This window comes from Klebsiella sp. KPN54798, assembly GCF_021184225.1.
In the GTDB taxonomy this organism is placed as follows: Bacteria; Pseudomonadota; Gammaproteobacteria; order Enterobacterales; family Enterobacteriaceae; genus Klebsiella; species Klebsiella pneumoniae.
The window spans coordinates 3,994,289-4,007,325 of the sequence record NZ_CP089234.1 but is presented as its reverse complement, the minus strand read 5'-3'; the positions used below and the strand labels follow the sequence as shown (position 1 = coordinate 4,007,325).

Sequence of the window (13,037 nt, the reverse complement as noted above, 5' to 3'; positions counted from 1 at the left end):
TACTCCCCGCCAGGCTCCGCCTGTCTGTTTTGCCCGCGCTGCGCATCCTGTACAGTTTCGCCACTTCCGTTGTCCATTCGTCAGGGGCCACGCGTGGCCTGCGGTTTCTGGAGTCGTATGAATACACCATCCTTTGGCAAATTCTCGCCGCGCTGGCTAGCGGGAAAAAGGGGCCTTATCGTCACGCTGATCGCGGGGCTGGCGATCCTGGCGCTCGGTCGGGGCATGAATTTGCCGGCCAGAGAGGTTTACCGTGAGAGGCAGATCCGCCAGCTGGAGGAGGATGCGCAGTGGGTGGCGGAACGCCTTGAGCGGCGGATGAACATTCCGGCGCCGCAGCGGGAAGCGACCTGGCCGCTGGCGGCGATGCGCGCCGCTCTCCAGACCCTCGCCCGGGAGCGGCATTATCAGCTGCTGCTGGTGAATGGCGACGGACATCTGCTGGCGGCATCGCACGCGCTGCCGGCCAGCGTGCTGGCCCAGGTGCAGGCGCAGTTCCCGCGAGAGATGCAGCCCCCGCTGTTCGGCAGCCACTACCAGACCATTCAGCCATTCGCCCCGCATCAAAGGATGTTAAGCCGGGCGCTGAACGGCAACGCGGGGCTGGCGGGCTGGAATCTGGTGATGCTGGCGCCGGATGGTGGATTGCCCTCGTTGCTGGTGGCTTACCGCTGGCCGGTGACTATCGGCCTTGGCGCGGTGCTCGCCAGCGCGCTGCTGGCGCTGAGGCAGGCGGCGCGCGCCAGGCGAAAACGCTAATTGCCAACCGCGCCGTCAGGGATGGCGAATCTGCAGGGTGGCGGGCAGGTAGCGCTGAAGCGGCTCCGGGGCCTGACCGTCGATCAGCTGGCTGAGCAGATCGTAGCAGTGCCAGGCCAGCTGGCGATTATCCTGCTGCACGGTATCAATGCGCAGGGAAAGCGAATCATACAGATAGTGATCGTCGAAGCTGGCGAGATGAATATTGGAATCCAGCAGATGATGCTGGCTCATATAGCGCAGCACCCCTTCGAGCAGCCCGCAGGCCGCGGTGAAGAGCGCCTTCGGCGGACGCCCCAGCCGCGCGCAGAGCGCCGCGAACATCTCATAGCCGGAGCTGGGGTGGTAGTTGCCGTTGATCACCCACTCGGGGCGCAGCGTGATCCCCGCCTGGGCCAGGCCCTGGGTGAACCCCGCCAGCCGGTCGCGCGACGGCGACAGCCGCGGCTGGCCGCCGAGAAACCAGAACTCGTCCGCATGCTGAGGCGCGATACGGGAGATCAGCTCGGCCGTTGGGGTGACCGAGTCGGTCATCACCAGCGGCAGGGCGCTGTCACTGGGGGAGCGGTCAAACAGCACCACCGGCAGCTGTTCGCTGAGCTTCTGATAGTCGGCATCGCTGTGCATACAAGAGGCGACAATCAGGCCGTCGACCTGGCGGGCGATCATGTTATTGACCACCACGCTCTCCTGGCCAGGGTTTTCGTCGGTGCAGGAGATAAGCAGCTGCACGCCGGCTTCCCGGCAGAGCGTCTCAAGCTCGTGGGAGAAAACGGCAAACCCGTAGTTGGTGATCTCCGGCACCACCAGACCAATGGTATGGCTGCGGTTATCGCGCAGCGAGCGCGCGTGAATGCTCGGCTGATAGTGCTGTTCGCGAGCGATCGCCAGCACGCGCTCGCGCGTCTCCTGCGCCACGCGCAGCTCTTTACCACGACCGTTGAGTACCAGGCTGGCGGTCGCTTTGGAGACGCCCGCCAGTTCGGCGATATCTTTGATAGTTACGCGTTTGGTTTTCATCAGCACCCGGGAGCCTGAAAGCAAAACGCTTATTCTACCATGCATGGCCGCAGCAGCCAGCGGCAGAATGCCACCGGCGTCGCACCGCTGAAGATGAGCTGCCCCGGATAGCCCGGGAAGAAGCGGCTGCTCATCACCCCCTCGCCATCGTTGATGAAAATCTCCACGCTGGAGCGGTCGATAAAGATCCGCAGGCGTCGCGCCTCGCCGCGCCAGTAGCGGTGATGCATCTCTGCCGTCTGCAGGCCGCGGCGCGACAGACGTAGGCCGTCGCGATTGACGGTGAGCTGCAGGGCGCCGGCAAAGTCCAGCCCCAGCGTGCTGTCGGGGGAAAGGTCAAAGGCCAGCTCCATCGGGGCGAGGGGCAGGGTCTGCCCGCGCCAGCCCTGGGCTTCCCCGCGCAGAGCGGCCAGCTCGCGCAGCGGACGCTGATACAGAGTGCCAGCCTGCCACTCCAGCTCACGCACGCAGGTCATCTGATGGATCCAGCCCTGCGCGCGGGTGGGCTGATGCATCTCTTCCCCGTCGGGGACGCCCATCCAGCCGACCAGCAGGCGGCGGCCATCTTTTGCCTGCATGGTCTGCGGCGCGTAGAACTCAAATCCGCTGTCCAGCTCGTGCAGCGGGCCGTGGTCGAAGATCCCGCGTTCGGCGTCGAAGCGGCCTGCCATCCATACCGCCGGATAGGTATTGAGAAAGCGCTGCGCTTCGCGGGCCAGCCCCTGCGGGCAGCAGATCAGCAGGTGGGTGTCCGCCAGCGGAAAGAGATCCGGGCACTCCCACATGTAGCCGGCGTTCGCCAGGCCGTTCACGTCGTGCCCGGCGATCTCCCCTACCAGGCGCCACTCCCGCAGGTCGCTGGCGGTAAACAGCAGCACTTTGCCGCGCTGTTGCACATCCTGCGCCCCAAGAACCATGTACCAGCGCCCGTCCTGCCGCCACACTTTAGGGTCGCGCACATGGCCGGTATAGCCTTCTGGCAGCGGCAGCACCGGCCCCAGCTTGCGGAAGGTGCCATCGGCATTCTCGGTCGCCAGACATTGCCAGGCGGTGCGCCCGCCGTCGGGGAATTTCACGTTGCCGGTGTAGCACAGAGTCAGGGCGCCCTCGAACTCGACCGCGCTGCCAGAGTAGCAGCCGTTGCGGTCATACTCTTCATCCGGCATCAGGGCGATAGGTTCGTGCCGCCAGTGCAGCAGATCGGCAGAGCTCCAGTGTCCCCAGCACTTATAGGTATGGTCGCAGGCGAGCGGGTTCCACTGATAAAACAGGTGGTAACGCCCGGCGACCTGGCAAAAGCCGTTAGGATCGTTCAGCAGTCCGTTGACCGGCGCCAGATGCCATTGCGGATAATGGCTGTCGGCCAGCGCCTGCGGCTGGCCCTGCATAACGGCCTGCAGGATCGCAGGCAGGCGTGACGGTAATGACATTATTCAGCGTCCGTTTTGTATTTCAGCGTCAGAGAGAGCGCGAAGGCCACGGCGAAGGCGATCGCCATTCCGATAATGTAGTTCAGCAGCGAGCTGGCCTGCACGATAGCCATCCCCGGGATCGCCGTCAGGCCCACCGCGGTCATGTAGACGTGCATCGACACCACCCAGGCGCCGCCGGCGGCACCGCCCACCAGCGCGGCGATAAACGGTTTCACAAAGCGCAGGTTAATCCCGAAGATTGCCGCCTCGGTGATCCCCAGCATCGCCGAAAACGCCGACGGCAGGGTGATGGCTTTTATTTTGGCATCTTTGGTTTTAAACCACACCGCAAAGCAGGCGCCGCCCTGGGCGACGTTGGCCATCGCCCAGATCGGCAGCAGGAAGTTGACGCCAATCGATGGGTTGCCCAGCAGTCCGGCCTCGATGGCATGGAAGCTGTGATGGATACCGGTAATGACGATCACCGAATAGAGGCCGCCGAACAGCAGGCCCGCCAGCCAGCCGGCATGGCTGATAAGCGTGCTGAGGATAAACGAAATGCCGTCGCCGAGCGCGCGACCGGCCGGGCCGATCAGCAGCAGGGCGATAAAGCCGGAGATAATCACCGTCAGGAACGGAGTGAGGATCAGGTCCAGCGCGTCAGGGATCACGCGGCGCAGCCGCTTCTCGACCATGCTCATAAACCACACCGCCAGCAGCACCGGGAAGACGGTGCCCTGGTAGCCGATCATCGCCACTTCGATGCCGAAGAAATTCATGGTGTGGAAGCCGGCGGCGACGCCCCAGGCGTTGGTCAGCGCCGGGTGGGTGAGGATCCCGCCGAGGGTCGCGCCCAGATAGGGGTTACCGCCAAATTCGCGGGCGGCGGTAAAGCCGATCAGGATCGGCAGAATGATAAACGCCGCCGAACTGCACATATCCAGCATGATATAGAGAGCGTTGCTCGGGTCGACCCAACCGTAGGTTTTCACCATCCCCAGCAGGCCCATCAGCAGGCCGGAGGCGACGATGGCCGGAATAATCGGCACGAAGATGTTGGACAGCAGGCGGGCGATGCGCTGGAACGGGTTCAGCTTTTTCGCCGCCAGGTCGGCGGCTTCGGATTTGCTCGATTCGCTGATGCCTGCGGCCTGGATAAAGGCGGCATAGACTTTATTGACCACCCCGGTGCCGAAGATGATCTGCATCTGTCCGGCATTGCGAAAGCAGCCTTTCACCCCGTCGATTTTGCCAATCGCCTGCTGATCGGCGAGCGCGTCGTCGACCAGCACCAGCCGCAGGCGGGTGGCGCAGTGCGCGGCGCTGGCGATGTTTTCCTTGCCGCCCAGCAGGGGAAGCAGTGAGCGGGAAATCTGTTCAAAATCCATAGTACCCTCTAAATGCATGATGATATGGCGTGGGCGGCGCCAGCCGTGGCAGGCGCCGCGAACCTTATATTTATGTGTTATTTACCCTGTCGCCCCGGTTGCCGTCAGAACCAGGTCTCCATTTGCATACCGAACGACCATTCGCCGCCCGATTTGAACCCGTTGCTGCCTAACGCGTCATCGTTGGCGTAGTTGTCCAGTTTTTTGCTCCAGTCCATCCACGATGTATAGAAGCGGATCTCCGGCCGCGAGAAGAAGTCGCCGATGCTGCCCACCTTGAAGGTCGGGGCGAAGGTCAGCTTGTAGAAGCTGCCATTGACCGCATGGCGATCGTTGTAGCCTTCAGGCTGCAGATCCATGTACTGATAGCTGCCCTCCCAGGCGAGGGCGAAGTTCTGCGTCACTTCCTGAATCAGACGCAGGTTGAGGGTGGCCCACTGATAGCTGTCGCCATCGACATAACGATCTTTACTGCTCTGCGCCAGCACGGCCGGGGCAATAAACCAGCGATCGCTCAGCGGCGTGGTGCCGTAGCTGGCGAAGCGCCAGGTATTGGCCCCCGGGCGCAGCGCGCCGTCGGAGCCGATGCCTTTAACCTCGGCGCCCAGCCCGTGGCCGTACAGCAGGGCCGTTTTGCTGGTCCCGTCGCGCAGGCCATAGAAGCTCTCATTGTGCAGGCCCAGCAGGGCATGAACCCCGGTGTTAGCGGCATCGCCTTTCACCAGATTGCCGTTCGCGTCCTGGCGGTCGTCATTATCTTTCGCCCGCATCCCGCTGACCATCATCTGCACCGGGCCGGCAAAGTTATTCATGCTGACGATATAGTTCTGCACGCTGTTGCTGCTGTCGGCGATATCGCCAAAGTTGCGGCCGTATAACGAGAAGTTGCTGCGCAGGCTGTCGTTCCATTTCACGTCGTAGATCCCGCCGCCGGTCCCGGCGAGGAACACCACATCCGAGTCAATCCAGTGGATGTCGAAGTTGTCGCGGTCAAAGCGTTTCCCGGCCCACAGGGTCGAGCCTTTGAACGGGCCTTCGAAGGTCGGCAGGTTGCCCAGCTCGACGAACGCCTGGCGTACGTTCAGGTCGCTGCTGCTTGCCGTCCAGTCGTTATAGGTGGTCTGTCCGTCGGCCACCATCACTTTGAAACGGGTGGTCGCCCCGTTGTCCAGGGTCTGTTTATGTTCGAGGTTCATTTCCACATAGGTGTCGGCCTGGTTGCCCAGGCGACCAATGGCGCCGCCGGTCTCCCCGGCGGGGGTCATATAAGCGCCGGATTTGGTACTGGCGGCCGAGTCGTTCATGATCACCCCGGAACGCGCATAGCCGTGGAACTCAAAGCCGCCGGGCCGTTCGGCTTTTTCTTCCAGTTGAGTGGTGCGCCTGGCCACCTGCTGGGTGGTGGCCTGGGTTTGCAGCTGCTGCTGGGTTAACTGCTGAACTTTCTGCTCCGCTGAGGCGGCGCGGCTTTCGGCAGTGCTGGCGCGGGTCTCGGCGTCCTGCAGGCGTTTTTCCAGGGCGGCGAGACGCGCTTCAATGCTGTTCAGGTCTGTCTGCCCATGGGCGGCGGCGGTGCCGGTTAGCAAAGCAATAAGAATGGCTAACTTCCGTTTTTTATACATGTTGGTGACATCCAAAGGTAAATCAGTGAGTGTGCTAATGTTTGCTAAACCGGTTTAGTTGATATGGTAAACATGTCGGTAACGCGGTGAAAATAAAAATTGCTAAACCGGTTTAAGAATTGTGATGTCGCCAGCAAAGTGGGCCGTTAACCGGCCCAAGGGGATCACAGCGAGCGCTGAAGATCGTCCCTGTAGGGCAGGGCGGTCATGGCGCCTTTGGCGGTGGTGGCCAGCGCGCCGCAGGTTTGCGCCAGCGCGAGGTCGGGAGCCAGGGCTGCGAGGTTATCCGGGATACCGTGGGCGGCGAGGCCGGCGAGTAGCCCGGCGACAAAGGCATCGCCGGCGCCGGTGGTATCGACGGCCACCACCGGGCGGGCAGGGAAGTGGCTAACCTGCCCGCGCAGGGCGGCCTGGACCCCCGCTTTACCCTGGGTCACCAGCAGTAGCGTCGGCTGGAAGCGGGCGTTCAGCCGGGCGATGCCGCTGACGATGTCGTCGCTGCCGCTGATAAACGCCAGCTCCTCTTCCGAAAGTTTTATGGCGTCGGCGAGGGCCAGCGCCCGGTCGAGACAGTCGCGAAGGTCCTGCGGATCCTGCCACAGGTCGCTGCGGATATTGGGGTCGAAGCTGACATAGCCCCCGGCGCGCTTTATCGCCTCCATCGCCGCGAATGTCGTGCTGCGGCTCGGTTCCGCGCTGAGAGCGATGGAGCAGACGTGCAGCCACTGACCGGCGGCAAACGGCGGGAGATCCTCGGGCTGAAGGAACAGGTCGGCGCTCGGACGGACCATAAAGGTAAAGGTGCGCTCCCCGTGACTATCGAGATCGACCACCACCGTGGAGGTGCGCTGCGCCGCATCGAGGCGCATATAGTTCACATCCACCTGCTCCTGCGCCAGGGTGTGACGCATAAAACGGCCGAAGGGATCGTCGCCGACGCGGCCGATAAACCCGCTGTCACCGCCGAGCCGCGCCACGCCGACCGCCACGTTGGCCGGCGCGCCGCCGGGGCATTGCAGCAGGCGGCCCTCTCCATCGGGCAGGAGATCGACGACCGCATCGCCGAGTACCCAGATTTTTCCATTCATACGACAAGCTCCTCTAAGCTAAACTTTATTAAACCGGTTTAGCTCATTAAAGCACAGCCCACCGGTAAGCGGAACGATTGGGTCACGAAACAGGGAGGCGAGGGTAAAAAATGTGAGCCAGGCAGAATATTTCGCCACTCCAGATCTGGACTTTTCCTTCCCCACCCGCTTAGGTATAGTTCAACAGGTCGCGGTTAGCCCCGCCGCGGTGGCCAAAGGTAAAGGAGTGCGTAGCGCGATGAACCCCAGTTTTGGCGATATTTACGATCGGTACCAGAAGCTGACGCTGACTACGCATCTGCCGGCGGTGATCGCCTGCAGTGAAACGCTGAGTTTGGGCAAAGATCAGGGCTTTATTCCGCAGCCGGGCTATCTCTACTTTCTGCTGCAGGGGCAAATGACATTGGCCTTTGGCGATGAGCAGAACCTGGTCGGGATTGTTATCGCGCATATGCCGTTAGGATTACTGGAACATTATTGTCCGTCGGTCGCGCTCTATTATCAGTGTCTGGGCGAGTGCCAGCTGGCGAAAATAACCGCCAGCGATTTTGAGCGAATATTCTTTCATTCGTCGCCGGGCTATATGCAAGAGCTGACCACGATCCTGGCCTATATGGGCATATTTGCCCTTGATGCCCACTATGAACGCGGCAGCCAGACCAGCTTTCAGACCATTAAATCGATGCTGTCGCGCTATTTATATCGCGGCGAAATTGATGGGGGTCAGCATGAGAGCCTGTCGGCATTTATTATTAAACGAACCAATCTCTCGCGCAGCTATGTGTACCAGGTGCTGGCCGCGCTGCGCGAGGGGGGATATATCACGGTGAAAAAAGGCAAGCTGATCTCCATCGACCGTCATATTCCTGAGAAATTCTAAATCCGATTCGGCAGATTCACGCCATCACGTTGCTATTACCGCCAGGGAAAGCGCTAAGCGCGCTTTTTCCCCCGGCCCCGTTACGCCTGAATCTGGCTGTTTTATTTATTTAACCTTGCACTCTGGAGTTATTTTATGACCCTGGACTATGTGGCGCTGGCCATTCTGATCGCCGTGGCCTTAATACTTTTTTATGGCGTGATTGTTATTCACGATATTCCTTATGAAATCGCCAAAGAGCGGCGTCATCCTCATCAGGATGCGATTCATTATGCCGGTTGGGTCAGCTTATTTACCCTCCACGCGCTGTGGCCCTTGTTATGGATCTGGGCGACGCTGTGGCGCGAAGACCGCGGATGGGGGATGCGCCACATTGCCGACGAGCAGCAGGCGCTGCATCAGCGTCTGGAAACGGTGGTCCAGCAGCTGGAACAGGTCCAGCGCGAGGTGGACGTTCTGAAAGCGAAGGAGGCAAAATAATGGAAACGTTAATGTTGCTGACCTACGCCGCGCTATGCATCGTGGTGTTTAAACTTTTTCGCATCCCGCTCAATAAGTGGACCGTGCCGACGGCGGTGCTCGGCGGTATCGCCCTGATTGGCGCGGTGATCTTCGGGATGAACTACAACTTCCCTTATACCGACGTCGGTAACCAGGTGTTTCGCACCGTGCCGATTGTGTCGCAGGTACGCGGCCGGGTGCAGAGCGTACCGGTGAAGCCTAACCAGATGCTGCATAAGGGCGATGTACTGTTTACCCTCGACCCGACGCCGTTCCAGGCGAAAGTAGACGATCTGCAGGCGCAGATAAAAGCAGCCAGTCAGGATGCGCTCTCCTTAAACGCGGCGTTAAGCCAGGCGCAGGCCGAGCTGAGCCGTGCGGTGGCCCAGCGCGACCAGTCGCGGCGGGAGTATGCCCGCTATCGGAAGGGCCATGCCCAGGGCGCCTTCTCCGATCAAATGGTTGATACCCGTCTGCAGACGTGGAAAGCCGATGAAGCCAGCGTCAGCGCGGCTCAGGCGAAGGTGGTTCAGGCGCGTAATGCGCTGGACTCGGTGGTGAAGGGCAAAAACACCACCGTGGCCTCCCTGCTGGCGCAGCTGCAAAAGGCGCAGTTTCAGCTGGAGAACACCGTCGTCCGCGCCCCGGAGGATGGCTATGTCAGTACCGTCGGCTTACGGCCGGGCACCATGTCCACTGCGCTGGGGATGATCCCGCTGATGACCTTTGTGCCGGTGGAGGGCGCCGCCTCGCGGGAGTACGTCGCGGCATTTCGCCAGAACGCCCTGCAGCGTCTGCACAAAGGCGAGCCCGCGGAGCTGATGTTTCCGGCTATCCCGGGCACCGTCTTTCGCGGAGAAGTGGCCGACGTGCTGCCGGCGATTGGCGAGAGCCAGTTCCAGGGGCAGGGCAAACTGCTGACCACAGACGCGCTCAATACCCATGGCCGGGCGCTGGTGGTGCTGAAGGTGACCGATCCGCGATTTGCCGAATACGCTCTACCGCAGGGGGCTACCCTCGAGGCGGCGGTCTACTCGGATCATCTGAAAGAGCTGTCGCTGATCAGGAAGATCCTGATCCGCATGAAGAGCTGGGAAAACTATATCTATCTCGATCACTAAGCCGGCGGGCGCGGGGCGGACGAACCGCCCCGCGCCGCGGTCAGACCTCGCTGTCCACCAGGCCGTCAATAATCACCTGCCGCACCCCCTGCGAACAGGGTTCAATACGCCCGCGCACCCCATAGACGGCCGCCAGAGTATCGGGAGTGATGACCGCGGCCGGGGTGCCGTCGCCGAGCAGCTGGCCCGCCTTGAGCATCAGCACGTGGTCGGCGTGACGCAGGGCAATATTGATGTCGTGCACCACCACCAAGGTCACGATGTTGCGCCGCCGGGTCTCCCGGCGCACCAGATCCATCACGTGAAACTGGTAGTTGAGGTCAAGGGCGCTGAGCGGTTCGTCGAGCAGCAGCAGGCGCGGCTGGCGGATCAGCGACTGGGCGAGACCCACCAGCTGCTTTTGCCCGCCGGAGAGCTGATCGAGGTAGCTCATCGCCAGATGGGCAATCCCCAGCTGTCGCAGCAGCGCCATCACCTCCTCCTGGCGCTGCGGACTGTGGCGTCCTCCGGCGGCGCGCTGGGCAACGATTATCGACTCCAGCACATGCAGATGCACGCCGGCGGGCAGCGTCTGCGGAAGATAGACCACCTGCTCTGCGCGACGTGAGAACGGCTGCGTCAGCAGATTTTCCCCCTCCAGCAGCAGCTCGCCGCGGCAGGGGCCCAGACCCGCCATCGCCCGCATTAACGTTGATTTACCGCTGCCGTTTGGCCCCAGCAGCGCGGTGATTTTCCCTCGCGGCAGATGGGGAACCGTCAGGTTCTCGATCACCTTGCGTCTGGGGTAGCCGGCGCTGAAGTGAGACAGCGACAGCCCGGATAATGTCTGGTCGCTCATACCTGCCCCCGATGACGTAAAATGATGCTCAAAAAGAACGGGACCCCGACCAGGGAAGTGACGATCCCCACCGGAATAATGGCCCCGGGGATCAGGTTTTTCGAGGCGATGGAGGCCAGGGAGAGCACCAGGGCGCCGATCAGCGCGCTGGCGGGCAGGTAAAAGCGATGGTCTTCGCCGAAGAGCATCCGCGCAATATGCGGCGCCACCAGGCCGATAAAGCCGATTGGCCCGACAAAGGCCACCGAAAGCGCTGACAGGATGCTGATCCGCAGCAGCGTGGTCAGGCGCAGACGGCGAACGTTAATGCCAAAGCTGATGGCCCGGTCCTCGCCCAACCGCAGGGCGGTCAGCTTCCACGCGCTGCGCAGCGACAGGGGCATCACCAGCGCCAGGGCGACCAGCAGGATGGCGACTTTGCTCCAGGAGGCGCGATCGATGCTGCCCATGGTCCAGAACACCAGCCCCTGCAGCGTGTCTTCGTTGGCGATGAACTGCAGCATCGAGACCAGAGCGTTAAAGGTAAAGACCAGCGCGATGCCGAACAGAATGACGCCGGAGGTGGCCACCTGGGTCCAGCGGGTGATGCCGTCCAGCAGCAGGGCCGCCAGCAGGGCGAAGATAAAGGCGTTGGCCGAGATAAACCACTGGCCGGGAATACCGGGCAGGCCAATACCGAGCACAATCGCCAGCGCGGCGCCAAACGCCGCAGCCGAGGAGACGCCGAGGGTAAACGGGCTGGCCAGCGGGTTATTGAGGATGGTCTGCATTTCGGCGCCGGCCAGTCCCAGCGCCAGACCGACGATAATCGCCATCACCGCATAGGGCAGGCGGATATCCCAGACGATGGCGCGCGTGCCCGGATCGGCGCTGGCCGGATCGGTTAACGTCTGCCACAGGCTCTGCAGCGGCAGACCGGAGGGGCCGAGCATAAAATCGAGCAGCAGCGACGCGACAATCAACAGCGCCAGCAGGAGGATCAGCAGCAGACGGCGACGCACGATACGGCGATAATCATTCATCACGCCAGAGGTCCCGGCGGGCAGCCCGTCGAGCACGGAGTCGGAGGTTAAACGCATGCCGGATTACTCGCTCTGCTGCCAGGAGAAGACGAACGGCTGGTCCGGCAGGTCGGTGAAATGGCGCACGATATAATGGTACGTCTCATCGGGGTTGAGATCGCCGAAGGCCTGCGGGTAGATATCTTTCGCCAGGTATTCCATGCCGACAATATTCCACGGGTGGTTATAGAAGTGGTGATAAACGCCATAGGCCCGCTTTTCCTGTACCGCCGGGATCTGGCTGACCCCAGGTCGCGCCAGCAGCGTCTGCGCCTGGGCCTTCACCGCCTCTGGCTTAACCGCATAACCCAGGGGCAGCACCTGGCTGTTGCCGCGCTTCGAGCCGGTCATGATCCAGGCGTCGGGCTTCATGCTGATTATTTTCTCCAGCGAAACGAACCCGGAGGCGCCCGGCAGCAGCTGCGAACCGATATTGTTCGCCCCGACCGCCTCCACCAGCCCGCCCCAGCCGCTGTGGCCATGAGTAAAGCAGCAGGCGTCGCTGTTGCCGGCCAGCGCTTCCACGAAGACGTTGGCCTTCGGCGTGATGGTCGCGGTTTTCTGGCGAATCGACTGCAGCTGCTGACGATAGTAATCGGTAAAGGCTTTGGCCTGGCTCTCGCGGTTAAGGACTTTGCCCAGCAGGTCGATGCTGGGGGCGGTATCTTTCGCCGGGGCGATCTCATAGTCGACAAACAGCACCGGAACGTGCAGGGCGCTGAGCTTGTCGATGACGCCGCTCTCCATCAGCGCTGGCCTGGCGCGCAGCTGGGCGATCATCAGATCCGGCTGACGGGCGATGACGCTTTCAAGATCGACGTTCCCTTTATCGCTGAAGCCCATGTCAAGGATCGTGGCCGACTGCGGCCACGTCGTTTTCAGCATCTGCCAGGTGGCAACATCCTGCTTTTTCGCCAGATTATTCCATGCCACCAGCCGTTTAAACGGATTGTCCCGGTCCAGCAGGGCGAGGGTCATAATGTCGCGACCATCCTGCAAAATAATACGCTGCGGCTCTTTGGCGAGGGTGACCTGCCGGCCGTCAAGGTCCGTGACCGTCAGGGGATATTGGGTTGCATAGCTGAGGAGGGGCGTCGCGAGCAGCGCAGTAAGTAACAGCGATCTTACTGATTTTCTTGCCATAAAATGAGTTCCGTTTGCCAATTTATAAATATAATGATTCTGAGAATTATTCTCGAGTAAACGTCAACGGCAAGTATATCAAGGGCAAATTTCATAAAATGTAACAAACATGTTGGAAATTATGCCAACGCCGACAGGGCGCGCGCGGCGGCAGCATTTTCTGCCATGGCTGGAGGTCGAAGACGTTTTTCAGGCTAATTCCTA

General features: G+C 61.4%; 11 protein-coding genes and 1 pseudogene. 4 read left to right on the top strand and 8 right to left on the bottom strand.

From position 1 onward, the window contains the following. Positions 1–117 precede the first annotated feature (117 nt). Positions 118–727: pseudogene (locus LPQ25_RS19290) on the top strand (hypothetical protein). A 47-nt stretch (positions 728–774) separates the two neighbouring features. Here the strand turns inward: LPQ25_RS19290 and LPQ25_RS19285 are convergent. From LPQ25_RS19285 to LPQ25_RS19265, 5 genes are all read right to left on the bottom strand, one after another. Next, positions 775–1,785: a LacI family DNA-binding transcriptional regulator gene (locus LPQ25_RS19285; protein WP_014907957.1), complete on the bottom strand. Its 1,011-nt coding sequence runs from the start codon at positions 1,783–1,785 to the stop codon at positions 775–777. Positions 1,786–1,808: 23 nt separating this feature from the next. Next, positions 1,809–3,209, bottom strand: coding sequence for a sucrose-6-phosphate hydrolase (locus LPQ25_RS19280; protein WP_012737567.1), 1,401 nt, complete (start codon positions 3,207–3,209; stop codon positions 1,809–1,811). Further along, entirely contained in the window at positions 3,209–4,579 is a 1,371-nt protein-coding gene (locus LPQ25_RS19275) for a sucrose-specific PTS transporter subunit IIBC (protein WP_002892640.1), read from the bottom strand. Before LPQ25_RS19275 ends, LPQ25_RS19280 begins: the two co-directional genes overlap by 1 nt. 104 nt (positions 4,580–4,683) lie before the next feature. Continuing rightward, on the bottom strand, positions 4,684–6,201 hold the full coding sequence (locus LPQ25_RS19270; RefSeq protein WP_014907956.1) for a carbohydrate porin: 1,518 nt from the start codon (positions 6,199–6,201) through the stop codon (positions 4,684–4,686). Between the two features lie 164 nt (positions 6,202–6,365). Beyond that, positions 6,366–7,289, bottom strand: coding sequence for an aminoimidazole riboside kinase (locus LPQ25_RS19265; protein ID WP_004142652.1), 924 nt, complete (start codon positions 7,287–7,289; stop codon positions 6,366–6,368). Positions 7,290–7,527: 238 nt separating this feature from the next. On the opposite strand from LPQ25_RS19265, the gene LPQ25_RS19260 reads away from it, so the two are divergent. From LPQ25_RS19260 to LPQ25_RS19250, 3 genes are all read left to right on the top strand, one after another. Beyond that, positions 7,528–8,169 carry a helix-turn-helix domain-containing protein gene (locus LPQ25_RS19260; RefSeq protein WP_004151802.1) on the top strand — a complete coding sequence of 214 codons (642 nt, stop codon included), beginning with the start codon at positions 7,528–7,530 and terminating at the stop codon, positions 8,167–8,169. A 135-nt stretch (positions 8,170–8,304) separates the two neighbouring features. Further along, on the top strand, positions 8,305–8,649 hold the full coding sequence (locus LPQ25_RS19255) for a DUF3302 domain-containing protein (protein ID WP_002892695.1): 345 nt from the start codon (positions 8,305–8,307) through the stop codon (positions 8,647–8,649). Beyond that, positions 8,649–9,791: an HlyD family secretion protein gene (locus LPQ25_RS19250; RefSeq protein WP_014907955.1), complete on the top strand. Its 1,143-nt coding sequence runs from the start codon at positions 8,649–8,651 to the stop codon at positions 9,789–9,791. The genes LPQ25_RS19255 and LPQ25_RS19250 overlap by 1 nt, the downstream gene beginning before the upstream one ends. 40 nt (positions 9,792–9,831) lie before the next feature. Here the strand turns inward: LPQ25_RS19250 and LPQ25_RS19245 are convergent, their stop codons facing one another. The 3 genes from LPQ25_RS19245 to LPQ25_RS19235 are packed head-to-tail and all read right to left on the bottom strand — an operon-like array spanning position 9,832 to position 12,833. Beyond that, positions 9,832–10,629, bottom strand: coding sequence for an ABC transporter ATP-binding protein (locus LPQ25_RS19245; protein ID WP_012737572.1), 798 nt, complete (start codon positions 10,627–10,629; stop codon positions 9,832–9,834). Next, the gene (locus LPQ25_RS19240; protein ID WP_004217904.1) at positions 10,626–11,654 is read right to left on the bottom strand and encodes a FecCD family ABC transporter permease; all 1,029 of its coding nucleotides are present in this window, start codon (positions 11,652–11,654) and stop codon (positions 10,626–10,628) included. Before LPQ25_RS19240 ends, LPQ25_RS19245 begins: the two co-directional genes overlap by 4 nt. A gap of 60 nt (positions 11,655–11,714) precedes the next feature. After that, positions 11,715–12,833, bottom strand: coding sequence for an ABC transporter substrate-binding protein (locus LPQ25_RS19235; RefSeq protein ID WP_004151804.1), 1,119 nt, complete (start codon positions 12,831–12,833; stop codon positions 11,715–11,717). Between the last annotated feature and the right edge of the window lie 204 nt (positions 12,834–13,037).

Bases quoted from the DNA above. Each gene is read 5' to 3' on its own strand.
- LPQ25_RS19280 (WP_012737567.1), bottom strand. From the start codon at position 3,209: ATGTCATTACCGTCACGCCTGCCTGCGATCCTGCAGGCCGTTATGCAG.
- LPQ25_RS19275 (WP_002892640.1), bottom strand. From the start codon at position 4,579: ATGGATTTTGAACAGATTTCCCGCTCACTGCTTCCCCTGCTGGGCGGC.
- LPQ25_RS19270 (WP_014907956.1), bottom strand. From the start codon at position 6,201: ATGTATAAAAAACGGAAGTTAGCCATTCTTATTGCTTTGCTAACCGGC.
- LPQ25_RS19265 (WP_004142652.1), bottom strand. From the start codon at position 7,289: ATGAATGGAAAAATCTGGGTACTCGGCGATGCGGTCGTCGATCTCCTG.
- LPQ25_RS19260 (WP_004151802.1), top strand. From the start codon at position 7,528: ATGAACCCCAGTTTTGGCGATATTTACGATCGGTACCAGAAGCTGACG.
- LPQ25_RS19255 (WP_002892695.1), top strand. From the start codon at position 8,305: ATGACCCTGGACTATGTGGCGCTGGCCATTCTGATCGCCGTGGCCTTA.
- LPQ25_RS19250 (WP_014907955.1), top strand. From the start codon at position 8,649: ATGGAAACGTTAATGTTGCTGACCTACGCCGCGCTATGCATCGTGGTG.
- LPQ25_RS19245 (WP_012737572.1), bottom strand. From the start codon at position 10,629: ATGAGCGACCAGACATTATCCGGGCTGTCGCTGTCTCACTTCAGCGCC.
- LPQ25_RS19235 (WP_004151804.1), bottom strand. From the start codon at position 12,833: ATGGCAAGAAAATCAGTAAGATCGCTGTTACTTACTGCGCTGCTCGCG.